Here is a 25,556-nt window from a genome sequence, read left to right on the forward strand (position 1 = left end):
TTGCGTCCGCACGTACGGCGCGTCGGTTCGCTCACTCGTCATCATTCAACTCGAACGTGACCCGGCCCACATCTGGTTCACGCAAGATTTGGACGAAATCGTTGTACGCCGGATTTCCTCCTCACGGATCTCAGCTGTTTTCAACCGTACTCAACGATCCGCAGCCGTTTCCAACGGTTCTCCGGGTGAGGCCGTCAGCGCAGGTAGAAGATCCGGTCGCCGTACTCCCGCATCACCCGGTCGTTCCAGTCGAGCCCGCCGTCCACGTTGCCGGAGCGGAGCAGCGGCGGTTCGATGCCCCGGTCGGCGAGGGAGGCGGCGGCGGTGGCCATGACCGACTGGAGGATCGCGGAGGTGACGACGGTGGAGGCCGGGGCGAATGGGGCGGGGATGGTGTCGAGGGTGAGTTCGGCGTCGCCGACGGAGATCTTCGAGTCGAGGACGAGGTCGCAGTGGTCCTTGAGGAAGGTGCCGGAAGAGTGGCGCGAACTGGTCTGTGCGGCGTACGCGACCGAGGTGACGCCGATGACTTTGACGCCCAGCTCCCGGGCGTGCGAGGCCATCTCGACGGGCAGGGCGTTGCGGCCGGAGAGGGAGATCACCACGAGCAGGTCGCCGGCGCGCAGTGGGCTGGTGTCGAGCACGGCGGTCGCCAGTCCGTCGACCCGCTCCAGTGCCGAGCCGAGCGTCGCGGGCAGTACGTCCACGCCCACCGCGCCGGGTACGGCGAGGAGGTTCATCAGTGCGAGGCCGCCGGCCCGGTAGACGAGGTCCTGTGCGGCGAGGGACGAGTGTCCGGCCCCGAACGCGAAGAGGCGGCCCCCCTCGGCGACCGTGTCCGCGATCAGCTCCCCGGCCGCGGCGAGGCTCTCGCCCTCCTCGTCCCGAACCCGCTCCAGCAGCCCGATCGCCGCGTCGAAGAACCGCCCGCCCACCGTGTCGCCGCCCTGTCCCATCCGCCGACCCCTTCGCCTTCGCCGAGTCCTGAGTGTCGCGGATCACGTTAGAGGTCTGGACCAGTGGGGTGTCAATAAGTGGGGGCGAAGCCCCATGAGGGGTGCGGGGAACCGCGCGACAGGCCACGACCCACCCGCATCCGCCCGGCAACCTGCCCCCCCGAGCTCGTAGGTGGGTCCAGGACAAGCGGGACGCCCCGGTGGAAATCGGCCAGTGGACCGCCGTCGTAACGCCGTCGTTCCCCCGGCACCGCACGGTTGTCAGTCGGATGCGTAAGAATTGGGTCCAGGGCCAGCGCAGTAAGCCGGTGTGGCCGACGAAGCCTCCGGCTGAATCTCATCGAGGGGCACGTATGTCCGGACTGATCGATACGACGGAGATGTATCTCCGCACCATCCTCGAGCTGGAGGAGGAAGGTGTGGTCCCCATGCGCGCCCGGATCGCCGAGCGGCTCGACCAGAGCGGCCCCACGGTGAGCCAGACGGTCGCGCGCATGGAGCGTGACGGCCTGGTGTCCGTCGCCGCGGACCGCCATCTGGAGCTCACGGAGGAGGGCCGCCGGCTCGCGACGCGCGTGATGCGCAAGCACCGCCTCGCGGAGTGTCTGCTCGTCGACGTGATCGGCCTGGAGTGGGAGCAGGTCCACGCGGAGGCGTGTCGCTGGGAGCACGTGATGAGCGAGGCCGTCGAGCGCCGCGTACTGGAGCTGCTGCGCCACCCGACCGAGTCGCCGTACGGCAACCCGATCCCGGGGCTGGAAGAGCTGGGCGAGAAGGACGGCGCGGACCCCTTCCTGGACGAGGGCATGGTCTCGCTCGCGGACCTCGACCCGGGCACGGAGGGCAAGACCGTCGTCGTACGCCGGATCGGCGAGCCCATCCAGACGGACGCCCAGCTGATGTACACGCTGCGGCGGGCGGGCGTGCAGCCCGGTTCCGTGGTGAGCGTGACGGAGTCGGCCGGCGGTGTCCTCGTGGGCAGCGGTGGCGAGGCGGCGGAGCTGGAGGCGGACGTCGCATCCCACGTGTTCGTCGCCAAGCGCTGAGGCGCGTGACTGTTCATCGGCCGACCACCATCGGCTGACGGCATCGGCCGACCACCATCGGCTGACCGGCATCAGCTGACCGATTTCGACCGCCCCGTGTCGCTCCCGGTCACCCCTTGTCGGCCGGTGTTCGACACGTGTCGGCGGATGTTCGCATCGTGCGCCAACTCCCGGTGCGGGAGGGGTAGTTGCGGCGCGGTGGGGCCCCTGTCGCGATCCCGCCGAATCCAAGATTCAGTGCGCCGAATCGCAGCGCTCGGGCCGTTCGCGTGCGAGGCTTGCGCGTGAGGCATATGACCTGAGGGACTCTTTGCCGCCCGGGACGGTGATCCCGTGCGGGCAGGGGAGGGGCGGGGCGGATGTGCCGTGGACATGGGGAGGGCCCCGGCGCCGTGTGGCGCCGGGGCCTGTCCTCCCCTGTGCTGACCCGGAGCCCCGAGCTCCCAGGGTCATCCCCCTCGGACCGTTTTCCCCGAGCGGTCCGCCTCCCTTTGAAGATCTCCCCTCGGCGACGGCGGGCAATCCTTGAGGGAGGTCACTCGAATGAGGGGTGTAGTCGCCGAGAACGGCATCTTCGAATGTTCATTCGATAACGTGTACGGCGTGGCGTCGCGCGACCCCTGCCAGAAGTGACGCGGACACCCCACACGTAACGTGCCGACCGATATGCACGCTGTAACACAAGTGCCCGCCGTCCGAGTGGCGGGCACGGCGGCGGCACCGCAGCCGGAGCAGGAGTGAAACAGCAGGACAGCGGTACAGCGGTACGACAGCGGTTAGGACGAGTGGACCGGCCGGCTCGAAGCGGGAGCGAGAGGCGGGAGCGAGCGGTCCGGGCGGGAGTCTGGGGGGTGCCAATGGTGCGGCGCAGCGACGTGACGGGAGCAGGCGGCGTGAGTCTCGCTGCCTGGGAGTACGGCGACCCTCCCAAGACCGGCGAAATGCCCGACGACCCCATGGGGGCGAGGGCCGGCGAGGCCGCCGAGGACAGCGGCGGCGAGCGCGCACGCCGGCCCGGAGTGCTGTTGCTGCACGGCCTCATGGGCCGCGCCTCGCACTGGGCCCCCACCGCCCGCTGGCTCTCCGAGCGGCGCCGCGCCGTCGCACTCGACCAGCGCGGCCACGGCCAGAGCCAGAAGCCCGAGCAGGCCGCGTACACCCGTGAGGCCTACGTCGAGGACGCCGAGGCCGCCGTCGCACAGCTGGGCCTCGACCCGGTGGTCCTCATAGGCCACGCCATGGGCGCGCTGACCGCCTGGCAGCTGGCCGCCAGGCGCCCGGACCTGGTGTGCGGCCTGATCATCTGCGACATGCGGGCCTCGGCGCTGGGCGCCGCCTCGCAGCGCGAGTGGGAGAGCTGGTTCAAGGCCTGGCCGCTGCCCTTCGCCACCCTCGCCGACGTCCGCAAGTGGTTCGGCGAGGACGACCCCTGGGTGGAACGCCCGAATCCGTCCCGCGGCGAGTTCTACGCCGAGGTCATGCACGAGGGCTCCGACGGCTGGCGGCCCGTCTTCGACCCCGAGCAGATGCTGAAGACCCGCGAGACCTGGGTGTACGACGCCCACTGGGAGGAGCTGACCCAGGTCAGGTGCCCCGCCCTCGTCGTCCGCGGCCTCGACGGCGAGCTGGGCCGCGCCGAGTCCCAGGAGATGGTCCGCGTCCTGCCCCACGGCCAGTACGCCGAGGTCGCCGACGCCGGCCACCTCGTCCACTACGACCAGCCGGACGCGTGGCGCGCGGCGATAGAGCCGTTCCTGGACGGCTTCTCGGACTGAGCGAGCGAAAGGGCCCCTGGAATTCACCGGCCTTCCGGGGCCCTTCCACGTCGTACGACGACATCGCGCCGGCTCAGCCCTGCGCGGCCCTCCGTCGCCGCATCCACCACACGAGCGCCCCGCCCGCCGCGACGACCGCCGCGGCGATGCCCGAGAGCAGGCCGACCGGGGTGTCGGAGCCGGTGTCGGCGAGGTCGCCGTCCGGGTCGGGCCGGTTGGCCGGCGGGGACTGCTCGTCACCGCCGCCGGGGGTGGAGGGATCGGGTGCCGGGGTCGACGGGGCTTTCACCCCCCGACCCGCCGGAGCCCCGCCCCGACAAGCCCCACCAGCCCTGTCGGCAGAACCACACAAGCCCCGCACGACACACACGCCGACCCCTCATCAGAAGGGGCCGGCGGGGCGAGTCACGCGAGGACGTCCGCCACCGGGTCGAGCTGGTCCGGGGCGGACGAATGGAGGTGCTGGGCGCCGAAGTCGACGACCTTGAGGGGCGCGGGGAACTGCGTGAGCGACCACGACCGACCCGCAGTCGTGAAACCGACCCGCAGCCCCCGCCCGGAGCGTTACCGGCGCCCGTCCCTGCCGCAGGCGTACGCGAGCGGTGAGATCAGTTCCTCCGCGTCCGGCAGCCACCGGTTCGCGGGGGTGGGCCGCCGGGCCCACTGCACGGCCCCACGGGAGCCGTACCGCGTCGGCGGAGCCGCGACGTACTCGCCCTCGCCCAGGGCCTTGAGATCGAGCGCGAGCGGGGACCAGCCCAACTTGCGTACGAGATCGGTGACCTTGGCGGAGGCGCCGGGCAGGACGAAGAACTGCATGCGCCGGTCCGGTGTCCAGGTCACCGGGCCGAGCGTCAGCTCCATGCGCTCCATACGGGCGAGCGCCAGCAGTCCCGAGGTCTCGGGAACATCAATCGTGTCGAACGTACGGCCGGTCGGCAGGAGGATCGACGCGGTGGGCTGCTTGGACCACAGACGGCGTGCGACGGTCGCACTGCCTGTTGCCTGGGTCGCCCAGTCCTCGCGCGCCGGGTGTGCGCCGGGGGTGGCGCACACCGCGCTGCCGCATGAGCAGCGCTGCACCCCGTCGACGGCTTCCAGCCATGTCCCCGGGAAAACGTCCCAGTGGCGCTCTTCGGCGTATCGAACGGCGGTGTCCAGCAGCGATTCACCACGCTGCTTCGGGATTTGGGCAGCTTCAGGGCCCGCGATGGTCTCTTCCACGATGAACACAACTCTAGCGTTCATCAGGGGTTACGGAAGTCACATGCGCGGGGGAGAGCATCGCTCTCGGGGCCGGGGCGCATGGGTGCACGGGCGGGGGCGCGCGGGCGGGATCACGGAGTGAGCCGGGTAGCCACGTGTGGGGTACAGCATGCGTGTTTACCCCGGCAATCCTGGCATGTCTCGCATCTTCGGTATGTCGGCGGGGCATTGATCTTCGAGGCCGGATCCTTTCGATATGTGGGTACGCGCTTTCGGTACGCGTGTTCGGGTGTGCATGGGTGCCGCGTGGCCGCGTGTGCGAAGGGTTCCGACTGCTGAGGACACGTCAACTCGGTGCGTGGGCAAGGCACCACAGCCACAGGGGGTACGCCATGGCCGCAAGGCCGCTCGTCGCCAGGCAGCCGAACGAACGACTGCAGGCGCTCATCCAGGAAGCCGGCTGCTCCAACGCGGGGCTGGCCCGGCGGGTCAACATGTGCGGCGCGGAGCACGGTCTCGACCTCCGTTACGACAAGACGTCCGTCGCGCGCTGGCTGCGTGGACAGCAGCCGCGGGGCCGGGCGCCCGCGATCATCGCCGAGGCCCTCGGCCGCAAGCTGGGCCGTACGGTCACGATCGACGAGATCGGCATGGCCAACGGAAAGAACCTCGCGTCCGGCGTGGGCCTGCAGTTCTCGCCGACGGTGCTGGGAGCGATCGAGCAGGTCTGCGAGCTGTGGCGCAGCGACGTGGGGCGGCGGGACTTCCTCTCCGGATCGTCCGTCGCCGCCTCCGCGCTCGTCGAGCCCAGCCGGGACTGGCTGATCTCAGCCCCTGACTCCCAGGTGGCCCGCTCGGCGGGGCCCCGCGTGGGGCTCGCCGACGTCGGGGCCGTGCGCGCGATGACACAGGCGCTCGTCGACCTCGACCACCAGTACGGCAGCGGTCATGTACGGCCGGTCGTCGTGCACTACCTGAACAGTGTCGTCTCGGGGCTGCTGGCCGGCTCGTACCGGGAGGCGGTGGGGCGCGAACTGTTCGCCGCGGTCGCCCGGCTGACCGAACTCGCCGGGTACATGGCCGTCGACACCGGTCAGCCCGGACTCGCCCAGCGGTACTACATCCAGGCGCTCCGGCTCGCCCAGGCCGCGGGCGACCGTTCCTACGGCGGGTATGTGCTCGCCGCGTCCATGAGCCATCTCGCCGCGCAGCTCGGAAACCCGCGGGAGATCGCGCAGTTGGCGCGCGCGGCGCAGGAAGGGGCGCGGGGGCGGGCCACCCCGCGCGCGGAGTCGATGTTCCACGCGGCGGAGGCGCGCGGGCACGCGCTGATGGGCGACGCGCACGCCGCGCAGGCGGCGGCCGGGCGGGCCGTCGAGGCGCTGGAGTCGGCGGACCCCTCGTCCGGGGACGACCCGGCGTGGATCAAGCACTTCGACGAGGCCTATCTGGCCGACGAGTTGGCGCACTGCCACCGGGACCTCGGGCAGGCGGAGTCCGCGGCACGGCGGGCCGAGGAGTCGCTGGCCAAGCATCCGGAGTCGCGGGCCCGGCGGCGGGCCATCGGCTATGTGCTGCTCGCCACGGCGCAGGTACAGCGGCGGGAGGTCGAGCAGGCCTGCCATACGGGGCTGAAGGCCGTGGAACTGCTGGGCACCCTGCGGTCGAACCGGGGCGCCGAGTATCTGGAGGACTTCCAGCAGCGGCTGGAGCCGTTCCGGGAGGAGGCGGTGGTCAGGGAGTTCGGGGCGCGGATGGATCTCCAGGCGGCGTAGCTCCCGCCGGGGGCGCTGATCGCGGTTTGTCGCGGGCCGCGGGTCGGCCGTGGCTGATCGCGCGGGTCCCCGCGCCCCTTCAGGCGCGGGTGGTGCGTTGCCTGTCATCCGGACCCGGTAGCGTGAGTCGACGATTCTGGAAATCCCCCATTCGTAGGAGCCTCGGTGACGCAGAGTGGACAGGGCGAGGAGCCCTCGGCGCGGCCCGCGCACGAAGGCATCGTGCTGCCCTCGGACGGTGGGGCGCCCCTGCTGCCGAGCGATCTGCCGCCGGCCCCGGTCCAGCCGTGGACGCGGCAGTGGGAGCCGCAGGAGGCCCCCGCGCCGCCCGCCGCCCCGCCCGCCGATCACTGGAACAACGCTCCCCAGCCGGAGTGGGGCGGCCAGCAGGGGACGTACGACACATACGGTGCGTACGGCGCTCAAAACGCTCAGGGTGCTCAAGGCACTCAGGGCGGGGCGCCCTTGCCGCCGGTCGCGGGTGAGGTGTCCCTGTCGTCGGCCGCCGTGCCGCCGCGGCAGCCGCAGAGCGCGCCGCTGCCGCCCCTGGACGAGGGGGTCACCCAGTACATTCCGCCGGTGCCTTCGGCCGGGGGCATGCCGATGCCCGCGTCCAAGTCCGCGCCCATGGACGAAGGGGTGAGGCAGTACATACCGCCGGTGGCCGCGGCGGCGCCCGTCGAGGAGGCGGCCACGCAGTTCCTGCCGCCGGTCGGGCCGGGTGCGCTGCCGCCGGAGGCGGCGTCCGACGCGACGACGTTCCTGGGGCGCGTGCCGAACGGCGGCGCCGGGCCCCTGCCGCCCGCCGGGAACCCGGACGCGCAGGCCACGCAGTACATACCGCCGGTGGCGGCCGCACAGCCGCGGCCCCAGCAGCAGTCACAGCCGTACGGGATGCCGCAGCAGCAGCCGGACGTGTTCGACAGTCTCTTCCGGAGCGAGCCGGGGGGCGAGGGCGTCGGCGGGGCCACGCAGCAGTTGCCGAGGGTCGAGGCTCCGTACGCCGCGCAGCCGCCGCAGGGTCCCGGTGGGCGGGCCGCCGCGAGACGGGAGAGCGGGGGCGGCGGGGGCCGTACGAGGTCCAAGGTGCCGCTCATCGCGCTCGTCGGGGTGGGCATCGCCGTGCTCGGCATAGGGGCGGGTGCCCTGATGGCGACCGGGTCGGGGGACACCCAGTCGCAGGGCGACAACAAGCCCGTGGCGGCGACGGGGGCCGAGCCCGCGGAGTCGGCGGCCGCGTCGGCGGACCCGGCGAAGGAGCAGGCGGTCGCGCTGGACAAGCTGCTGGCGGACAGCGGCGACAGCCGGAGCAGTGTGATCAAGGCGGTCGGGAACATCAGGGCCTGCACGAACCTGGGCCAGGCCGCCACCGACCTCCGGGCCGCGGCCACCCAGCGCACCGACCTGGTGACCAGGCTCGGCGAGCTGTCGGTCGACAAGCTGCCGGACCACGCGGCCCTGACCACCGCGCTCACCAAGGCCTGGCAGGCCTCCGCCTCCGCCGACAACCACTATGCCGCGTGGGCCGACCAGGCCGCCGGGAAGAAGGGCTGCAAGAAGGGCCAGGCCCGCTCCACCGGGCAGACCCAGGCCGGCAACGAGGCCAGCGCCACGGCCAGCACCCAGAAGAACAAGGCCGCCCAGCTGTGGAACTCGATCGCCTCCACCTACGGGCTGACCACGCGCCAGGCGGTGCAGCTCTAGCGGGTGCGGCCGCAGCCGGTGCGGCCGCGCTCGGGCTTTCGCCGGCGGCGGCTCACGCCCCCGCTTCCACCAGGGTCTTCTCCACATTCACGAACCCCCGCCGCGCGGCGACCAGCTGCCCCTCGCGTACGACCTGGAAGGTGACCTCGGGGTTGATCAGCCGGGGGAAGCCGGTGGAGGCGATGAGGTCCTCGAAGCGCCAGCTGAGCGTCGGGGTCAGCCCGCCCGTGGAGACCTTCAGACCGTCGTCGAGGACGCGGCGGATCGCGGTGGACGTCACCTCGCCGCCGCCGATCGCCTCGATGGCGGCCGTCAGGACGGTGTACGCGATCCAGGTGGTCTGCACCCCGGGGTCCGCCGGGTCGATCCGGTTGTCGCCGAAGGCGTGCTCCCGGATCACCTTCTTCATCCCGTCCCAGCGCTCGTCCGTCTCCACCGGGTACCAGCCGGTGACGTACGCCCCCTCGTACGGGCTGGACCCGCCGCCGTTCGAGTCGATCAGGGACTGGTCGATGCTGCCGAGTACGGTCGCGGTGCTCACGTCCGGGTAGTCGGCGCGGTCGCGGCGGAAGGAGTCCATGAAGGTGAAGGTGCGGTCGCCGAGCGCGGGCACCACGCAGCCTTCTTGGGTCGCGTCGCCGGTCGCCCGGCGCAGGGCCTCCTGGGCGTGCTCCGAGTACTCGGTCGCGTCCTCGGCGGCCAGCTGGTCCTCCGCGGCGCCGTGCCCCCGCGACTCCAGCCCCGAGTTCAGCAGCAGCGGCAGCTGGTCGCCGGCGATCGAGTCGGGGCGGACGAGGGCGACCGGGCCGCAGGCCTTCGCGAGCTGCTCGCCGAGGCCGGCCATGAGAGCGGCCTGGCCGCCGTTGACCGGATAGGACAGGGCGCTGGAGAACTCGTCGTCGGTGACGCCGTAACCGCCTATGTACGGGATGCCCGCGGACTCCAGCGGGGCGAGGTAGGAACGGCCGTGCTGGCTGTAGGAGCCGACGACGGCGATGGCGTCCTCCGCGGCGGCGCGGCGGGCGCACTTCGCGGCGGCCACGGTCTCGTTCTTGTCGTTGCAGGTGAGGATCTTCAGCTCGCGGCCGTTGATGCCGCCGTTGGCGTTGACCCAGCGGGCGTAGGCCTTGGCCATGGCCGGCATGCCGGGTTTGTTGGTGGCGGCCGTCTTCTCCGGCGCCCAGGTCATGACGGTGACGGGGCCGTCCCCGGAACCCCCCGTGGCACCGGGGATGACCCCGCACCCGGCGACGAACGACACACACGCCGCCAGTGTGGTGGCTCTGACCAGGCCTTTCGCGAGACCTTTCGCGGGGCCTTGGGGGAGGAGGGTCCGTCGTGCCTGGAAGCCGGTCATGGCTCCGCACGATTCCGCCACATGGCCAACCCGGGCGTGCCGGACGGTCGACGAGAGGTGATCGGGGGGTGAATTACGGGGAGCTACGATCGTAGTTTCGAGTGATTTCAGAGAGGAACACACGATCGATGACCGTCCAAGGTTCGGAGAACCCTTCCCGTCGCGGGCGTCGCTCATCCACCATGGGCGGCATGCCACTGAATGACATGCCGTGGTGGCGCTGGCGCAGCAATGTGCGCTCCGCGCTGCACATGCTCTCCGACCCGGCGTTCCAGCGGGACGTCTGGCTGGCCGGTGTCGACGGGTACGGGGACGTCACCGACGCCGTGTACCGCCTGGTCGAGGACACCTGGCTGGACAGCTGGTCCGCCGAGAAGTACGTGGGCACGATCTTCCGGGACGCCCAGGAGGCGGCCCTCGTCGACTCCGCCGTGCTGCGCGTGCTCCGGATCATGCACCAGGTCGGCCCGGACGCCGTCGTCGCCGCGTACCTCGAACACCCCGCCTGGCCCGAAGCGGTCCGCGCCGCCCGGGAGGCCCATGTGCGCCTCTCGGCGAGCGACGGGGACGACCCGGACGAGCCGCCTCGGACGCTCGAGGTGTTGCGGATCATGACTCGGGCGGCGTAGGCGGGGCTGCTGGGGTCGGGGCTGGTCCGTCCTCCGTCCCCGGTCGCTTCGGGTCGTCCGGTCTTCGGGACGGTTGCCGACATGGGTACGCCCTATGGGACCCTGTCGGGCATGAACGAGCAGTCCACCCGAGCCGCGGCGCCCGCCGCCCAGTACGTCCTCACCCTCGCCTGCCCCGACAAACAGGGCATCGTGCACGCCGTGTCGAGCTACCTCTTCATGACTGGCTGCAACATCGAGGACAGTCAGCAGTTCGGCGACCACGACACGGGTCTGTTCTTCATGCGTGTCCACTTCTCGGCGGAGGCGCCGGTGACCGTGGAGAAGCTGCGGGCCAGCTTCGCGGCGATCGGTGACTCCTTCCAGATGGACTGGCAGATCAACCGGGCCGACGAGAAGATGCGCATCGTCCTCATGGTCAGCAAGTTCGGCCACTGCCTGAACGACCTGCTCTTCCGGGCGAGCATCGGGGCGCTGCCGGTGGAGATCGCGGCCGTGGTCTCCAACCACACCGACTTCGCCGAGCTGGTCGGCTCGTACGACATCCCCTTCCACCACATCGCGGTGACCAAGGACACCAAGGCGGAGGGGGAGGCGCGGCTGCTGCGGATCGTGCGCGAGGAGAACGTCGAGCTGGTGGTGCTGGCCCGCTATATGCAGGTCCTCTCCGACGACCTCTGCAAGCAGCTCAACGGCCGCATCATCAACATCCACCACTCCTTCCTGCCGAGCTTCAAGGGTGCGAAGCCGTATCACCAGGCGCATGCGCGTGGGGTGAAGCTGATCGGGGCGACGGCGCACTATGTCACCGCCGACCTCGACGAGGGGCCGATCATCGAGCAGGAGGTCGAGCGGGTGGGGCACGGGGTGACCCCCGAGGAGCTTGTCGCGGTCGGGCGGGATGTGGAGTGCCAGGCGCTGGCGCGGGCCGTGAAGTGGCATGCGGAGCGGCGGATTCTGGTGAACGGGCGGCGGACGGTCGTCTTCGCGTAGGGCTCCGCCGGGCGAGGGTGCCTAATAGCTCGGGGGTGCGTGTGGTGTGGCGGGTGCGGCTGCGTCGTGGCTGGTCGCGCAGTTCCCCGCGCCCCTTTTGCGCCTAGGGGGGTGGGCGTGCTTGTTGTCCGGCGGGTGCGGGTTGTGGTGGGTTGCTCGCGCGGTTCCACGCGCCCCTGAAAAGCAGGGGCTGCGCCCCGTGCTTTTCGCTTTCAGGGGCGCGGGGAACCGCGCGACCAGCCACGACGATCGTGGTGTCACATGCGGCTCAGGGCCGCCGCTGCGAAGAGGACGTCTTGGATGGCTTGGCGGTCGCCGTTCTGGCCGGCGGCGGCTTCTTGCGGGGGGACGTGGCCGGCGGTGAGGCGGCAGAATTCGACCCCGTCGAGGGCTACGTGGGCTACTTCGTGGGCGGCGGAGCCCACGCCGGCGGGGGAGTCGAGGGGGATGAGCCACTCGCCGCCCCCGGAGCCCTCGATCTCCAGGCGGAGGCTGCGGCCGGGGGCGCCGGCGGCGGCGAGGTGGCGGCGGGGCGGGGACGCCAGTCCGGTGCGGCGGCGCTCGGCCAGGGAGAGGGGCAGCATGCGGGCCGCCAGGTCGATCATGCCGTGCAGATGGCGCCCGGAGGGCGGCTCGTACGGGTAGTCCACGGCCTCCGCGATGTCCTCCGCGTGGATCCAGCACTCGAACGCCCGGTCCAGCAGCGCGTCCCGCAGCGGGAGCTCGAAGGCGCAGTACGAGACGGCCGGCCGGCCCGAGGTGTCGGAGTCGTCGGCGCCGCCGCCCGTGAACGCCGTCGTACGGACGATGTTGTGGCTCTGCTCCCGCCAGGGCGCGCGCACGGCACGGGTGGGCGGGAAGTGGGACGCCTTCCAGTACGCCTCGGTGCGGGCCGTGGGCGTGCCGTCGTCCGGGTGCGGTTCGAGCCCGTCCAGGGGGTCGTCCAGGCCGAGCGCGGTCGCGACCAGCCCGTCGACGGTCAGCAGGTGGGCGATGACCCCGGCGACGGTCGTACGACGGCTCACCGGACCGCCGCCCTCGAACCAGCGCAGCCGTACGGGGGTGTGCCAGTCGGCGTCGCCGATGTCCTGCAGCAGCGCGTCCAGGCGGGCGGCCTCCGCGTCGTACGGGGCCGCCCAACGGGGTACGGGGACGCGCGGCGGGCGCCGGCCCAGGCAGGTCTCCAGCACCTGGGTGCGCAGGGACGGGGCCAGGTCGAGGCTCTCCGCCGGGTGCAGCAGGCCCACGGCCTCTCGCAGCCGCCGGGCCTCGTCCGCACACGAGCCGCACGTACCGAGGTGCTCCTCCACCGCGAGCGCCTCCTCCGCCGAACACGCCGCCAGCGCCCACGCGCCGAGCAGCGCCTTCAGCACCCGGTGCTCCAGGACGAGGGGAGCGGGCGGGGGTGGCGGGGGCGTCGGCGGTACGGGTGCCGTGGTGGGGTGCGGCAGGGGCAGGCCCGTGTCCTCCACGGACGAACGCGGCAGCGGTATGCGCGGCGGCCCGCCCGGGTCGTCGCCGTCGGGACCGGTGGGGCCGGTGGGGCCTGTCGGGGCCTGGGGGCCGCCGGGCGTGCCGGAGTCGCCGGGTGCGCCGGGATCCCCGCCGGCGTCACCGCCCGTGCCGCCGGAGCGGTCCTCGGGATCGTCGTCGTACGCGTCGAAAGGGCTCGTGCCGCCGGTCACACCGCACCCCCGTATTCGGGCGGGGCCCCGGAGGGGCGGGTGTCGTGGGCGGTGGCGAGGAGTTGGAGCCCGAGGCGGAGGCGGCGGCGGGCCTCGTCCTCGGTGACGCCGAGGTCGGTGGCGGTCTGGCGGTAGTCGCGCCGCTGGAAGTAGGCGAGTTCGAGGGCGGCGCGCAGGGGCGCCGGCATGGCCTGCACTATGTAGTCGGCGCGGGCGGCGACCGAGGCCTGCCGGACCTTGCGTTCCAGGTCCTCCGAGGTGCCTTCGCCGCTGCGGGCGAGCGCGGCGGTCTCGGTGGCGCGCAGCCGCTGCACGGCCAGGCGGTGGGTCAGCGCGGCGACCCAGGACCGCAGCGGGCCCTGCTTGGGGTCGTACGACTCGGGGTTCTCCCAGAGGTGGACGAACACCTCGCGGGTGATGCCGTCGGCGGCCCGCTCGTCGCTGAGGACGCGGTGGGCGAGGCCGTGCACGAGGGACGAGAACCGGTCGTAGAGCTCACCGAGCGCGGCGGCCTCGCCGCGCGCCAGCCGCTGCTGCATCTTGCGGTCCCAGCGGGGCGGTGCGTCCTTCGCCGCCATACGGTCCCCTCACCCTGCTCGTACCTGCGCCGTTCCTGTCGACCGCCGGGCCGTGGACCCCTGTCGGCCCGGCCCCTTGATCCCGGCCCTTGATCCCGGCCCTGATCCGGCCCGATTCCGGTCCGGATCCCAGCCTGTGCGCACTGCCGACCCGAATGTAGTCGGCACCGCTGACCGCGCACGCCCCTTTATGGCAATGTGCGCCCCTCCCGAGGTCGAAGGTGGTATGGACCTCCTCCGTCCTCGTTTTCAGGCCGCCCACGTGGGCGTCTGACCACCTTTAGCATCCTTGTGCGAAGTCGTACAACGCCTACCCTGCGCGAATCCGACCACTCCGGATCGAGCTCGATCCATGTCTGGTCTGCCTTGATCTGTCTTGACCCGTTGGTGATCACTAGTCGATCACATGTGACCGTACTGGATGGAAATCGCACCGAAAAGGCCCCTGAAATGGCTCGGTTACCACGCGCTTTCGGTGCGGGGCGGGTGTTTCATGGAACGACGGCGGGGCAGCCGCGCAGCAGGAAGCGGTGCAGTGGCTTCCGGTTCGGCGACTGAGAGGCATCGCGGTGACGTTCGAAGTGACCGACGGCGGGCAGGGCGAGTGGGCCGTGCTGCGCGTGTCGGGAGAGATGGATCTGGTCACGTCGCCGGTGCTCCGCCAGCGGGTGCACGACGCGGTGGCCGACGGCCGCCGAAGTATCGTCCTCGACCTCTCCAGGGTCGTCTTCTGCGATTCCAGCGGGGTGGGCGTCCTCATCGCCACCCGGCGGCTCATGCGCTCCTGCCGGGGCCGCCTCAGGCTGATCCTCCCCGCCGACGGCAGGACGGGCGGCCCGGCCGAGGGCGCGCACGTCAACCGCGTCCTCGCCGCCCTCGGCGTCCGCCGCCTCTTCGACGTGCACCCGGACGTCGTCTCGGCGGTCGCACCGGAGCCCGAGGACGAGGCCGACCCGCTGTCGGCCTGACCTCTGGTTCTACGGAGGGTCCGATCGGCGGCTCGACCGCGTGGTTTCCTCCCGGTACCGCCACAGCGGCCACACTGATGTCCCGGAATTCGCGCAGTCTTGGTACAAGCGCCGCTTTCCCGCGCCGACCCGGCCCCCGACGTCGTACGCTCCGTCCGAGAAGCACCCCACTTGACGTAAGGCGGGCCCGAGAAGACATGGTCAGCAGCGAGTACGAGCGCAGGATCGCCGCCCGGTTCGCCACCTTCGACCAGGACGGCAACGGCTGGATCGACCGCGAGGACTTCAGTGCGGCGAGCAAGGCGGTTCTCAGCGAGTTCGGCACCACCGCCCGGTCCGACAAGGGCCAGGCGCTGTACATGGGCGCCGAGGCCTTCTGGCAGGGCATGGCGGGGATGGCCGACCGGGACGGCGACCAGCGCATCACCCGGGACGAGTTCGTGAACGGAGCGGTCAAGCGGTTGCGCGACAACCCCGGCCGCTTCGCCGAGATCGCCCGCCCCTTCCTGCACGCGGCCCTCGCCGTCGCGGACACCGACGGGGACGGCTCGATGACGGTCGAGGAGACGGGCCGGATCCTCAAGGCCCTCGGTGTCCCCGAGGAGATCGCCGGAGCGTCCGCCGCCGCCCTCGACACCGACGGCGACGGCCACGTAAGCGAGTCGGAGATCGTGACGGCGTTCGCGCGCTACTTCACCGTGCCCGAATGAGATCGCGCCAGCTCATGAATAGCGCTCCCTGAGCTTGTACTTGAGGACCTTGCGCAGGGTCTCGTTGCGCGGGAGGGCGTCCACCACCTCCACCTGCTCCGGCAGTTTGTGGACGGACAGCCCTTCCGCGCGCAGATGGCCGGTGACGTCCTTCAGCGTCAGGGGGCCCGCCTCCGGCGGCTGTTCGACCACCGCGCAGACCCGCTCCCCGCGCTCGGCGTCCGGCAGCCCGATCACCGCCACGTCCCGGACGGCCGGGTGCCGGTGCAGCAGGTCCTCGATCTCCTTCGCCGAGATGTTCTCGCCCTTGCGGATGATGACGTCCTTGAGCCGGCCGGTCAGCACCAGATGACCGCTGCCGGTGACCTGCCCGAGGTCACCGGTGACGAAGAATCCGTCCGCGTCGAACGCCGCCGCCGACTGCGCCGGATCCAGATACCCCCGGCAGACGGCCTCCCCCTTCAGCCGCACCTCCCCGTCCACGATCCGTATCTCCATACCCTCCGGCGGCCGCCCCTCCGTCGTCGCCAGGTTCTCCGCCGAGTCGTCCGGCGCCCCCATCGTGATCATCGGGACCTCCGTCATGCCGTACCCGTGGGTGAGTTGCACGCCCATCTCCCGTACGACCGAGTGGTAGACCTCGGGCGGCTTCGGCGCCCCGCCGCCCGCGAGCAGCCGGAGTGTCGGGACGACGGGGGAGCCGGGCTGCTTGCGCTGCTCGGCGAGGAACATCGAGTAGAACGCCGTCGACCCGCCCGCCACCGTCACCCGGTGCTCGCGGTAGCCCGCCAGCGCGGCCGGCAGCGCGAAGTGCTCGAACATCACCGCCGGGAAGCCGTACAGCAGCAGCATCACCATGTAGTCCGGGCCGCCTATGTGCGCGTACGGGAAGGCGATCGAGCCGACGTCGTCCTGGGTGAGCCGCAGTGCGTGGGCGAGGCAGGAGCCGCCCGCGATCAGCGAACGGTCCGTGTGCAGGACGCCCTTGGGGTCGGAGGTGGTGCCCGAGGTCCAGTAGACCCAGCGGACGGTGGTGCCGTCGGCCGGTGGGGCGGGCAGTGCCGACGGGTCGCCGTCCGGGAGCGCGTCGTACGCCTCGAAGATTCCCTTGGCGCCCAGCCGCCGCGCCATCTCCGTGTGGTCGAAGCCGCGCCACTCGCCCGGCACCGCGAAGAACTCCGCCTTGGACTCCCTGAGCGCGAAGCCGACCTCGCGGTCGCGGTAGAAGGGGATGACCGGGGACTGGACGGCGCCGAGGCGGGCCAGGGCGAAGGAGAGCACGGCCGTCTCGATGCGGGTGGGCAGCTGCCAGGCGACGACGGTGCCGGGGCGTACGCCCATGTCGTACAGCCCGGCCGCCACCCGCTCGGCGCGGGCGCGCAGCTCGCCGAAGCTCAGCGTCCGGTCGTCCTGGAGGAGGACGGGCCGGTCGGGGGTGAGGTCGGCGCGGCGGGCGAGCAGCTCCCAGAGGGTGCGGGACGTACCGAGCGCGTGTGCGGTGTCGTTCACAGCGGCCCCCTCGCCGACTCCGGCTTACCTGACGGGTTGTCAGATCGTGGGCAGAGCGTAGGGCCGGGCGCCTTGTCGGTCCAGAGGTGCGCCACTAGCCTGCTTGCAGAAGAAGAATCTGACGACCCATCAGATTCGTGTGTGGAATTCATCGGATTCATCGGATTCATCGGATTCATCAGATCCGTCGGACCGGGCACGGTGGAGGGGACCCATGACCGAACTGCCCCGCATCATCAGCGTCGACGACCATGTGATCGAGCCCGCGCATCTCTTCGACACCTGGCTGCCGGAGAGGTACCGCGACCGAGGCCCCAAGCCCCTCACCGCCGGGATCGGCGAGCTGGCGTACGTCGCCGGGAAGTACCAGATCACGATGGACCCGGACGGGCAGCAGACCGACTGGTGGATCTACGAGGACCTGAAGTTCCCGTACAAGCGGAACATCGCGGCCGTCGGGTTCGACCGGGACGAGATGACGCTGGAGGGGATCACCCGGGAGCAGATGCGGCGCGGCTGCTGGGATCCGAAGGCGCGGCTGGCCGACATGGACCTCAACCATGTCGAGGCCTCGCTCTGCTTCCCGACCTTCCCGCGCTTCTGCGGGCAGACCTTCGCCGAGGCGCACGACAAGGAGGTCGCCCTCGCCTGTGTGCGCGCCTACAACGACTGGATGGTCGAGGAGTGGTGCGGCGACAGCGGCGGCCGGCTGATCCCGCTGTGCCTGATCCCGCTGTGGGACGTGGAGCTGGCCGTCGCGGAGATCAGGCGGAACGCCGCCCGGGGAGTCCGGGCCGTCACCTTCTCCGAGATCCCCACCTACCTGGGCCTGCCCTCCATCCACTCCGGCTACTGGGACCCTTTCTTCGCCGTCTGCCAGGAGACCGGCACGGTCGTCAACATGCACATCGGGTCCAGCTCCCAGATGCCGGCCGCCTCCCCCGACGCGCCCCCCGCCGTCCAGGCCTCGCTCTCCTTCAACAACGCCATGGCCTCGATGATGGACTTCCTCTTCAGCGGGGTCCTGGTGAAGTTCCCGACCCTCAAACTCGCCTACAGCGAAGGGCAGATGGGCTGGATCCCGTACGCCCTGGAACGGGCCGACGACGTGTGGGAGGAGCACCGCGCCTGGGGCGGGGTGCGGGACCTGATCCCCGAGCCGCCGTCGACGTACTACTACCGGCAGATGTTCTGCTGCTTCTTCCGCGACATGCACGGGGTCGCCTCGCTGGATGTGGTGGGACGCGACAACGCGACCTTCGAGACGGACTACCCGCACGTCGACTCGACCTTCCCGCACACCAAGGAGGTCGCCCTGGAGCATGTGAAGGGCCTCGACGACGAGACGGTCTACAAGCTGATGCGCGGCAACGCGATCCGCATGCTCGGTCTCGATCTCGACCGGGACCGGGACCGGGATCGCTAGTGGATCTGTCGTACACGCCCGAGCAGGAGGAGTTCCGGGCGCGGCTGCGGGAGTGGCTGGTGAAGGCGCTCCCCGCGCTGCCGCCGAAGCCGTCGCCCGACGACTGGCCCGGGCGGCGCGCGTACGACCTCGGCTGGCAGCGGACGCTGTACGACGCCGGGTACGCCGACGTCCACTGGGACGCCTCGCCCACCATGCGGCTGATCTTCCTGGAGGAGACGGAGACGGCGGGCGCGCCCTATGTGGGCGCCAACTTCGTGGGGCTGCTGCACGCGGGGCCGACGATCGCCGCCGAGGGCACCGCCGGGCAACGGGACCGCTGGCTGCCGTCGATCCTGCGCGGTGAGGAGGTCTGGTGCCAGGGGTTCAGCGAGCCGGACGCCGGGTCCGACCTCGCGTCCCTGCGCACCCGCGCGCGCAGGGACGGCGACGAGTACGTCGTCACCGGGTCCAAGATCTGGACCTCCCACGCCGAAGTCGCCGACTGGTGCGAGCTGTTGGTGCGGACCGATCCTGCGGCGCCGAAACATCGGGGCATCTCGTGGCTGGCGATGCCCATGGACGCGCCCGGTGTGACCGTACGGCCCCTGCGCACCCTCGCCGGCTCCACCGAGTTCGCCGAGGTGTTCCTCGACGAGGTGCGGGTGCCGGTGGCCAACCGGGTCGGGGAGGAGAACGACGGCTGGCGGGTGACCATGGTGACCCTGTCGTTCGAGCGCGGGACCGCGTTCGTGGGTGAAGTGGTCGCCTGTCGGCGGGTGTTGGGGGAGATCGCGCGGGAGGCGCGGGCGAACGGGCGCTGGGACGACTCCGGGGTCCGGCGGCGGCTGGGGCGGCTGTACGCGGAGTTCCGGGCGCTGTGGCGGCTCACGCAGTGGAATGTGAGTGAGGGGGAGGCCCCCTCCGGGGGTGGGCCGGGGGCGCCTGGGGTGCCGGGGGTTCCGGGTGTGGGGGGTTCGGTTTTCAAACTCAGGTACTCGCGCGCGCGTCAGGAGCTTTTTGACTCGGCGGCGGAGGTGTTGGGGGTGGGGGCGTTGGATCTTGAGCAGCCGTGGGTGGTTGATCGGTTGAGCTCGTTGTCGTACACGATCGCGGCCGGGACGTCGGAGATTCAGCGGAACATTGTGGCTGAGCGGATTTTGGGGCTGCCGAAAGGGTGACGGAGGCGCCTGGTGGCTCGGGGGTGGTGTCGGTTTGCGGCCGCGGGTGGTGTGTGGCTGGTCGCGCAGTTCCCCGCGCCCCCTTGGGGGCGCGCTGTTGTGCTCGGAGCTGACAAGGGAGCCTTGGGAATGCGGTTTCAACTTACGGACGATCAGCGGGACTTGCGGGGTGGGGTGCGGGAGTTGTTGGCGCGGCGCTTCGGGCGGGAGGTGTTGCGGGGGGCTGTCGAGCGGCCGGGGCTGGACCGGGGGCTGTGGCGGGAGCTGGGCGAGGCCGGGTTCTTCGGGCTGCGGTTGGCGGAGGCGGCGGGCGGGGTCGGACTCGGGGTGCCGGAGGCGGTGTTGGTGTTCGAGGAGGCGGGGCGGGCGCTGCTGCCCGGGCCGCTGGTGGCCACGCATCTCGCGGCGGGAGCCGTGCCGGGGGCGGCGACCGGGGAGACCGTCGTGACCGCCGTAGGGGGCGGGGGGCTGGTGGAGTGGCTGGACGAGGCGGACGTGGTGGTGGGGGAGGTGAGCGGGGCCGTCGCGCTGCGGTCGGTGGACCCGCTGACGCCGTTGCACCGGGTACCGGGGGCTCCTGCGGCCGCCGGCCCTGATGATCTTTTCGTGCTGCTCACCGCCGCCGAGCAGCTCGGTACGGCGGTACGGACGTGTGAGGCGGCGGTGCAACACGCCCGGACGCGTGAGCAGTTCGGACGGCCGATCGGGGCGTTCCAGGCCGTCAAGCATCTCTGCGCCGAACTGCTGGTGCGGGTGGAGGTGGCGCGCGTGGCCGTGTACGCGGCGGCCGTGACCGCCGACCCGGTGGACATCGCGGCGGCGCGGCTGGCGGCCGACGAGGCGGCGGTGCGCGGCGCGCGCGACTGTCTCCAGGTGTACGGCGGCATGGGGTTCACCTGGGAGGTCGACGTACATCTGTGTCTGAAACGGGCATGGGTGCGGGCGGAACGTGGCGGATCGATTACGGAGAGTGAGGAGCTGTTGGCGGGGGAACTGCTGGTCGAGGCGGGATGACCGACGCTGACCAGGGGTGGGTGGAAATGTGTGGCAGGACCCCGGCCGAATGTCGCGGAACGTGGCATACCGGAGTTACCGAGCGTTGATACCGGGTTGTGTCCTACGTGTGACTTGTCACGGCCTGGAGTCGGAGTCGCGCTCCGGTACCTTCTGGTGAATGCGAGCGGTTCCGAGGTCGAGCCAACCCGGTGTTGTCCCTGTGGCGGCCCCGGTTCCGGCGATGCCCGCCGTGCGTGAAGTGGGCCGGAGTCACCTGGCTCCGGTCTGTTCGACTCCCCGCAATGAGCGTCGCACAGTATCCCCCACACGTACTCCTTCGCGCTGGAATATGCCCGAAGCGCTTGTTGGGGTGACTGTACGTCAACCATGCTGTCTTGTAAGGGGATCACGTTCCGTGATCCCGGTGCCGACGACGGTGGAGTCGGCCAGGCAGAAGATGACCACGATCGTGGCCCCGCAGGGGTACGAGGCGATGTGTCCGCCGGTTCGGATGGTGTGAGCGGTGCAGGTGCTTCAAGTGCAGCTGGAGATCCGGCCCGACCCCGCAGAGGTGGGTCGGGCACGGAGATGGGCCCGTTCACGGCTCGCCGGGTCCGGGATAGGAGCGGACGATCCGCTCGTCGAGACACTGACCCTCCTCGTCTCGGAGCTGGTCACCAACGCGGTCGTCCACACCGGCCGCCCGGCGGTCCTCGGACTGCTGCTGTCCGCTCACCGTGACGGCTCCGTCGGCCGGCTCCGCCTGGAGGTCGCCGACGCCAGCGCGTGTCCGCCGGCCCCGCGCTGCGCCGACGGCGACGAGACGGGCGGCCGGGGCCTCGCCCTTGTCGAGTGCCTCGCCGACCGCTGGGGCTGGACCCATGAGGGCGTCGGTAAGCGCATCTGGTGCGAGCTGGACCGGGAGACGCCGGGGGCCGCCGGGGCTGCGGGTGTGGGCGGCGGGGCGATGACGCCCGCGGTGTATCCGGCGGGGAGCGCGGTCACCGGGGTCGCCGTGGTGGCGTACGAGGTCGTCTAGGGCCGGGTTCCTGGCTGGGCTTCTGGAACCGGGTTCCTTGTGGGCCGGAGGCGGGGCCGGGCGGGGGTCGGGTCCGTTGGTCGGCGGTGCGAGGTGGCGTCCCTGCGGCGGTGCGAGGTGGCGTCCGCACGGCGGTGCGAGGTGTCGCCGCGCTCTGTGGAGCCGTACGAGCCGGTGCCGCGCCCTGTGTTGGGGTGCGGGGAGCCGGGTGGTCGGGCGGTCGCGAGCGGTCCGTAGCCGTAAGTCGTACGGCGATCTGGTTCCGGACGGCGATCTGGTTCCCGAGTTACTCGGCGTGCGCCGTCTCGCGACCCTCGTCGTGTTCGCGACGCATACGCCGGGGCGTCGGGGCGCGGGGCGAGCCGCCGTCGCTGTGGCGGTCGGAACGTGCGCCGGGACGTGCTTCCGTACGCGCGGCCGGAATGCGGGCTTTGAGAGGCTGATCCCCGAAGGGGTGTTGACGTGCCGTGTCCGTTTGATCACGCTTGTGTTCATCGATTCGCCGCGAGGGGACGACGAGGGTTTCGGTGACGGAAGCCCTCGGCGAGTGTGGGTCGTGTTTCGGTGTCGGCGCCCGACACGGCCCAGGGGGTGGGGCGGGGCGGGCGCGCCGAAGCCGGATGGCGGCGCGCCGTGTCGTGCTCGGGGCGGGCGGAGGCGCGCCGCCAGTCGATCGAGGTCCGGGGGTGGCTCGGGGGCCTGGAGGGCGGTCGGCTCAGAGGATGGCCACCGGCGCCACCGGGGTTCCCGTGGCGCCGGCGAACGGCTCGGGCATCGCCGAGAGCAGGAAGTCGAACCGCCCAACTTGTCCACAGGCTGTGGATAACTCTTCCAGATTCCAGTTCTGCCCCTGGGGCATGCCCATTTCGACCAGGTCGAGCGCGTGCACCGGCAGCCACAGGCCCTCGATCTCCGGCGGGAAGATCTCGAAGGTCAGGGTGTCATTGGCGACGGCGGCGACATCACGCGCGTGGAACCACTCCGGGGTTCGCAGGGAGAGCCCCGGGGACGGGTACGCGTACCCGTGCTTGTCGCCGGTGAGGTAGCTCCGGATCTGTCCGGTGCGGACGAGGACGATGTCGCCCGCGCGGACCCGGGTGCCTGCCAACTCCTCGGCGGCCTCCAGGTCTTCGGGAGTGACCGCGTGGTCGCCGGGCAGGCGGTCGTCGCTCAGACGCAGTGCTCGGGGGATGTCCAGGAGTACGCCCCGCGAGACGATGGGGCCGGCCTTGTCGATGCCGGCGAAGGCGGCGCCGCCGTGCGGGGTGATGGTGCCGGCCGGGCGGCCGTTGTAGATCCGGCCCGAGTGCGAGACATGGGTGAGGGCGTCCCAGTGGGTGGCCGCCTGGAGCCCCATCGTCACGGCGTCGTCGCTGCACGCGACCGTGCCCGGACCGAAGATCTCCTGGTTGATCTGCACCATGGCGTGCAGCGGATTCACCCGGCCCGGCATCATCCCCGTCTGCACACCGTCCTGTTGGAGGGGTAGCGCGAGCGGGACACGGCGCCCGGAGCGGACGCCGGCCGCGGCCTCCCGTACCACCTCGTCGGTGATCAGGTTGAGGGTGCCGATCTCGTCGTCCGGTCCCCAACGGCCCCAGTTGTTCACGCGCTTGGCGATGTCGGTGAACGCGGTGAACTCCGTGGGCGATGACATCGGCCCTCCCCGGGGCTTGTGTGGGTGTATCCGACGGGTCGTAGAATCGCCGTGCGTGCAAATCTAACGGTCCGTCAGAAACTGGGATGAGGGGAAGGGGCCGGGGTGGGAAACTTCTTGGCAGGCAAGGTCGTCGCCGTCACGGGGGCGGGGCGGGGGATCGGCCGGGCGGTCGCCCTCGGCGCCGCCGCCGAGGGCGCGCGGGTCGTCGTCAACGACTACGGCGTCTGCGTCGACGGCTCCGAACCCACGAGTTCCGTCGCCGAGACCGTCGTCAAGGAGATCGAGGCGGCCGGGGGCGAGGCCGTCGCCGTCGCCGACGACATCTCCACGATGGCGGGCGGACAGCGGGTGGTGGACACGGCGGTCGCGACGTACGGGCGGATCGACGGGGTCGTGTGCGTCGCCGGGATCCTGCGCGAGCGGATGCTCTTCAACATGTCCGAGGAAGAGTGGGATCCCGTGATCGCCACCCATCTGAAGGGCACGTTCACGGTGTTCCGGGCGGCGTCGGCCGTCATGCGGAAGCAGCGGGCCGGCACGTTGATCGGGTTCACCAGCGGGAACCATCAGGGGTCCGTCTCGCAGGCCAACTACAGCGCGGCCAAGGGCGGGATCATCTCGCTGGTGCGGAGCGCGGCGCTCGGGCTGCACCGGTATGGGGTGACGGCCAACGCGGTCGCGCCCGTCGCACGTACGCGGATGTCTGCGGGGGTGCCGATGGAGTTGACCGAGATCGGTGAGCCGGAGGAGGTCGCCGCGTTCGTGGTGTATCTGCTGTCCGACCGGGCTCGGGAGGAGCGGATCACGGGGCAGGTGTACACCGTGGCGGGGCCGAAAATCGCGGTGTGGGCGCAGCCGCGGGAGCTGCGCTCGGCCTGTGCGGAGGGGGGTTCTTGGACGCCGGAGCGGATCGCGGAGGTGCTGCCGGGGGTGGTGGGGGTTGATCCGATGCCGATGTTGGAGCGGGTGGAGGGGATGGCTCGGGCGGCGGCTTCTGGGGAACGGCCGAACGCGTAAGGGGGTGGGCGTGGGGCGTGGGGGCGTGGGGGGCGTTGGCGGGTGCGGGTGGGTGGGGGCTGGTCGCGCAGTTCCCCGCGCCCCTGAAAAGCAGGGGCTGCGCCCCATGCTTTTCGGCCCGCAGGGGCCGTGTCTTTCAGGGGCGCGGGGAACTTCACCGCGGCGGTCATCTTGGAGGTGGCATGGACTTCGGGTTCGGGGACGAGGACGAGGTGTTCCGGGGGGAGATCAGGGCTTGGTTGGGGGCGCACGCCGGGGTGGGGGAGGACCGGCGGGCTTGGGAGCGGACGCTCGGCGCCGCCGGGTGGATCGGGCTCGGGTGGGGTGAGGGCGGGTACGGGAATCGGACGGCCACGCTCACCCAGCAGGTCGTGTGGGCGGAGGAGTACGCGCGGGCCGACGTACCCGCCCGGTCAGGGCACATCGGGGAGAAACTGCTCGCGCCGACGCTGATCGCCTTCGGGAGCGAGGAGCAGAAGCGGCGGTTTCTGCCGGCGATCGCGGGCGGCGACGAACTCTGGTGCCAGGGGTACAGCGAACCCGGGGCCGGGTCGGACCTCGCCGGGATACGGACGCGGGCCGAGCGCTCGGCGGACGGGGCGTCGTACCGGATCACCGGGCAGAAGATCTGGACCTCGCTCGCCCATGAGGCCGACTGGTGCTTCGTACTGGCCCGTACCGAGGCGGGGTCCAGGCGGCACCACGGGCTGTCGTTCCTGCTCGTGCCCATGGAGCAGCCCGGGCGGATCGAGGTACGGCCGATCCGGCAGATGACCGGGACGAGCGAGTTCAACGAGGTGTTCTTCGACGGGGCACACGCGCGCGCGGAGCACGTCGTCGGGGGCGAGGGCAACGGCTGGCAGGTCGCCATGGGGCTCCTCGGCTTCGAGCGGGGTGTGTCGACCCTCGCCCAACAGATCGGCTTCGCGGAGGAGTTGGGGGCGGTCGTACGGGCGGCCCTGGAGAGTGGCGCGGCGGAGGATCCCGTCGTACGGAACCGGCTGGTGCGGCAGTGGGCCGAGTTGCGGGTGATGCGGTGGAACGCGCTGCGGACGTTGGGTGGGTCGGTGGGTGGGTCGGTGGGTGGCTCCGGCGATGGTGCCGCCGAGGCGGGTGCGCCGAGCGTGGCCAAGCTGTTGTGGGGGAGCTGGCATCGGCGGCTCGGGGAGCTGGCGATGGAGGTGCGGGGAGCGGGGGCGGTCGTGGGGCCGCGGGAGTGGTCGGCGAAGACGCCGTACGAGATCGATCCGTTCCAGCAGCTGTTCCTGTTCAGCCGGGCCGACACCATCTACGGCGGTTCGGACGAGGTGCAGCGCACGATCATCGCCGAGCGGGTGCTCGGTCTGCCTAGGGAGCCGAGGGGTTGA

At 71.3% G+C, this 25,556-nt stretch carries 22 protein-coding genes; 14 read left to right on the plus strand and 8 right to left on the minus strand.

All coding sequences use genetic code 11. From position 1 onward, the window contains the following. Positions 1 to 194: 194 nt before the first annotated feature. Entirely contained in the window at positions 195 to 956 is a 762-nt protein-coding gene (locus I8N67_RS29135) for an SIS domain-containing protein (protein WP_200307202.1), read from the minus strand. Positions 957 to 1,309: 353 nt separating this feature from the next. On the opposite strand from I8N67_RS29135, the gene I8N67_RS29140 reads away from it, so the two are divergent. Together I8N67_RS29140 and I8N67_RS29145 are read left to right on the plus strand one after the other, a co-directional pair. Then, positions 1,310 to 2,002, plus strand: coding sequence for an iron-dependent transcriptional repressor DtxR (locus tag I8N67_RS29140; protein WP_200307203.1), 693 nt, complete (start codon positions 1,310 to 1,312; stop codon positions 2,000 to 2,002). An 857-nt stretch (positions 2,003 to 2,859) separates the two neighbouring features. Continuing rightward, entirely contained in the window at positions 2,860 to 3,777 is a 918-nt protein-coding gene (locus I8N67_RS29145; RefSeq protein WP_200307204.1) for an alpha/beta fold hydrolase, read from the plus strand. A gap of 73 nt (positions 3,778 to 3,850) precedes the next feature. On the opposite strand, the gene I8N67_RS43060 is transcribed toward I8N67_RS29145, so the two are convergent. Then, positions 3,851 to 4,066, minus strand: coding sequence for an LAETG motif-containing sortase-dependent surface protein (locus I8N67_RS43060; protein ID WP_307835401.1), 216 nt, complete (start codon positions 4,064 to 4,066; stop codon positions 3,851 to 3,853). A 275-nt stretch (positions 4,067 to 4,341) separates the two neighbouring features. Continuing rightward, positions 4,342 to 5,025 (minus strand): bifunctional DNA primase/polymerase, encoded by a 684-nt coding sequence (locus I8N67_RS29155; protein ID WP_234046472.1) that lies wholly within the window; start codon positions 5,023 to 5,025, stop codon positions 4,342 to 4,344. 350 nt (positions 5,026 to 5,375) lie between these two features. On the opposite strand from I8N67_RS29155, the gene I8N67_RS29160 reads away from it, so the two are divergent. Then, entirely contained in the window at positions 5,376 to 6,758 is a 1,383-nt protein-coding gene (locus I8N67_RS29160) for an NsdA family TPR-like regulatory protein (protein ID WP_200307205.1), read from the plus strand. A gap of 165 nt (positions 6,759 to 6,923) precedes the next feature. Beyond that, positions 6,924 to 8,462 (plus strand): hypothetical protein, encoded by a 1,539-nt coding sequence (locus I8N67_RS29165; protein WP_200307206.1) that lies wholly within the window; start codon positions 6,924 to 6,926, stop codon positions 8,460 to 8,462. A gap of 52 nt (positions 8,463 to 8,514) precedes the next feature. On the opposite strand, the gene I8N67_RS29170 is transcribed toward I8N67_RS29165, so the two are convergent. Beyond that, entirely contained in the window at positions 8,515 to 9,819 is a 1,305-nt protein-coding gene (locus I8N67_RS29170; RefSeq protein ID WP_200307207.1) for an ABC transporter substrate-binding protein, read from the minus strand. Between the two features lie 128 nt (positions 9,820 to 9,947). Here I8N67_RS29170 and I8N67_RS29175 point away from each other — a divergent pair, with 128 nt between their 5' ends. Beyond that, positions 9,948 to 10,448, plus strand: coding sequence for an SCO4402 family protein (locus I8N67_RS29175; protein ID WP_200307208.1), 501 nt, complete (start codon positions 9,948 to 9,950; stop codon positions 10,446 to 10,448). Between the two features lie 111 nt (positions 10,449 to 10,559). After that, positions 10,560 to 11,441, plus strand: coding sequence for a formyltetrahydrofolate deformylase (gene purU, locus I8N67_RS29180; protein WP_200307209.1), 882 nt, complete (start codon positions 10,560 to 10,562; stop codon positions 11,439 to 11,441). A gap of 257 nt (positions 11,442 to 11,698) precedes the next feature. Here the strand turns inward: purU and I8N67_RS29185 are convergent, their stop codons facing one another. Beyond that, a complete protein-coding gene (locus tag I8N67_RS29185) occupies positions 11,699 to 13,126 on the minus strand; it encodes a zf-HC2 domain-containing protein (RefSeq protein ID WP_200307210.1) in 1,428 nt (475 codons plus the stop codon). Then, complete coding sequence (locus tag I8N67_RS29190; protein ID WP_200307211.1) at positions 13,123 to 13,704, minus strand: sigma-70 family RNA polymerase sigma factor; 582 nt, start codon at positions 13,702 to 13,704, stop codon at positions 13,123 to 13,125. Before I8N67_RS29190 ends, I8N67_RS29185 begins: the two co-directional genes overlap by 4 nt. A 563-nt stretch (positions 13,705 to 14,267) precedes the next feature. Between I8N67_RS29190 and I8N67_RS29195 the strand changes: the two genes are divergently transcribed. After that, positions 14,268 to 14,672, plus strand: coding sequence for an STAS domain-containing protein (locus I8N67_RS29195; protein ID WP_200307226.1), 405 nt, complete (start codon positions 14,268 to 14,270; stop codon positions 14,670 to 14,672). 197 nt (positions 14,673 to 14,869) lie between these two features. Then, positions 14,870 to 15,382 carry an EF-hand domain-containing protein gene (locus tag I8N67_RS29200; protein WP_200307212.1) on the plus strand — a complete coding sequence of 171 codons (513 nt, stop codon included), beginning with the start codon at positions 14,870 to 14,872 and terminating at the stop codon, positions 15,380 to 15,382. Between the two features lie 12 nt (positions 15,383 to 15,394). On the opposite strand, the gene I8N67_RS29205 is transcribed toward I8N67_RS29200, so the two are convergent. Further along, the gene (locus I8N67_RS29205; RefSeq protein WP_200307213.1) at positions 15,395 to 16,891 is read right to left on the minus strand and encodes a class I adenylate-forming enzyme family protein; all 1,497 of its coding nucleotides are present in this window, start codon (positions 16,889 to 16,891) and stop codon (positions 15,395 to 15,397) included. Positions 16,892 to 17,105: 214 nt separating this feature from the next. Between I8N67_RS29205 and I8N67_RS29210 the strand changes: the two genes are divergently transcribed. The 4 genes from I8N67_RS29210 to I8N67_RS29225 all read left to right on the plus strand — a co-directional run bounded on the left by I8N67_RS29210 (position 17,106) and on the right by I8N67_RS29225 (position 21,512). Then, positions 17,106 to 18,317, plus strand: coding sequence for an amidohydrolase family protein (locus tag I8N67_RS29210; protein WP_200307214.1), 1,212 nt, complete (start codon positions 17,106 to 17,108; stop codon positions 18,315 to 18,317). Continuing rightward, the gene (locus I8N67_RS29215) at positions 18,317 to 19,477 is read left to right on the plus strand and encodes an acyl-CoA dehydrogenase family protein (protein ID WP_200307215.1); all 1,161 of its coding nucleotides are present in this window, start codon (positions 18,317 to 18,319) and stop codon (positions 19,475 to 19,477) included. Before I8N67_RS29210 ends, I8N67_RS29215 begins: the two co-directional genes overlap by 1 nt. Positions 19,478 to 19,606: 129 nt before the next feature. After that, positions 19,607 to 20,491, plus strand: coding sequence for an acyl-CoA dehydrogenase family protein (locus I8N67_RS29220; RefSeq protein WP_200307216.1), 885 nt, complete (start codon positions 19,607 to 19,609; stop codon positions 20,489 to 20,491). Between the two features lie 505 nt (positions 20,492 to 20,996). Next, entirely contained in the window at positions 20,997 to 21,512 is a 516-nt protein-coding gene (locus tag I8N67_RS29225) for an ATP-binding protein (protein WP_307835402.1), read from the plus strand. Positions 21,513 to 22,227: 715 nt separating this feature from the next. Here I8N67_RS29225 and I8N67_RS29230 read toward each other — a convergent pair. Continuing rightward, a complete protein-coding gene (locus I8N67_RS29230; protein WP_200307217.1) occupies positions 22,228 to 23,169 on the minus strand; it encodes a cyclase family protein in 942 nt (313 codons plus the stop codon). Between the two features lie 105 nt (positions 23,170 to 23,274). Between I8N67_RS29230 and I8N67_RS29235 the strand changes: the two genes are divergently transcribed. Beyond that, complete coding sequence (locus I8N67_RS29235; protein WP_200307218.1) at positions 23,275 to 24,189, plus strand: SDR family NAD(P)-dependent oxidoreductase; 915 nt, start codon at positions 23,275 to 23,277, stop codon at positions 24,187 to 24,189. Positions 24,190 to 24,371: 182 nt separating this feature from the next. Beyond that, positions 24,372 to 25,556: an acyl-CoA dehydrogenase family protein gene (locus I8N67_RS29240; RefSeq protein WP_200307219.1), complete on the plus strand. Its 1,185-nt coding sequence runs from the start codon at positions 24,372 to 24,374 to the stop codon at positions 25,554 to 25,556.

This window comes from Streptomyces adelaidensis (genome assembly GCF_016598475.1).
Taxonomy (GTDB): domain Bacteria; phylum Actinomycetota; class Actinomycetes; order Streptomycetales; family Streptomycetaceae; genus Streptomyces; species Streptomyces adelaidensis.